This window comes from Mesorhizobium sp. M1A.F.Ca.IN.020.06.1.1, from assembly GCF_004023265.1.
In the GTDB taxonomy this organism is placed as follows: Bacteria; Pseudomonadota; Alphaproteobacteria; order Rhizobiales; family Rhizobiaceae; genus Mesorhizobium.
In genome coordinates, this window is sequence record NZ_RZSR01001581.1 from 1 (window position 1) to 725 (window position 725).

The window sequence follows — 725 nt, forward strand, 5'->3', positions numbered from 1 at the left end:
GACCATCTCCGAGCTCGGCGTCGACCAGATCATCGTCGATGAGGCGCAGGAATTCAGAAAGCTCAGCTTCGCGACCAACATGTCGACGCTGAAGGGCGTCGATCCGAACGGCTCACAGCGCGCCTGGGATCTCTATGTGAAGTCGCGCTTCATCGAGACGAAGAATCCGGGCCGGGCGCTCGTGCTCGCCTCCGGTACGCCGATCACCAACACGCTCGGTGAGATGTTTTCCGTGCAGCGTTATCTCGGCCACGAGGCGCTCCTTCAGCGCGGCCTGCACGAGTTCGACGCCTGGGCCTCGACCTTCGGCGACGTCTCGACCGAACTCGAGCTGCAGCCCAACGGCAAATACAAGCCCGTCACGCGCTTCGCCACCTTCGTCAACGTGCCGGAACTGATCGCCATGTTCCGGACCTTCGCCGACGTGGTGATGCCGGAGGATCTGCGCCGCTACGTGAAAGTGCCGGCGATCTCGACCGGCAAGCGCCAGATCCTGACGGCCAAGCCCACGGCTGCATTCAAGCGTTACCAGGTCCTGCTCGACGAGCGCATCAAGGCGATCGAGATGCGCGATCGGCCGCCGGAGCCAGGAGACGACATCCTGCTTTCCGTCATCACCGACGGGCGTCACGCTGCGATCGACCTGCGCCTGGTCGATCCTGACAACGACAACGAGCCGGAGAACAAGCTGAACCTGCTCGTGAGCAATGCGCACCGTATCTGGC

1 pseudogene is annotated in these 725 nt (G+C 63.0%); it reads left to right on the forward strand.

What is annotated here, in order from left to right:
- Positions 1–725, forward strand: a pseudogene (locus EOA60_RS35675) (lactate dehydrogenase); the annotation flags it as partial.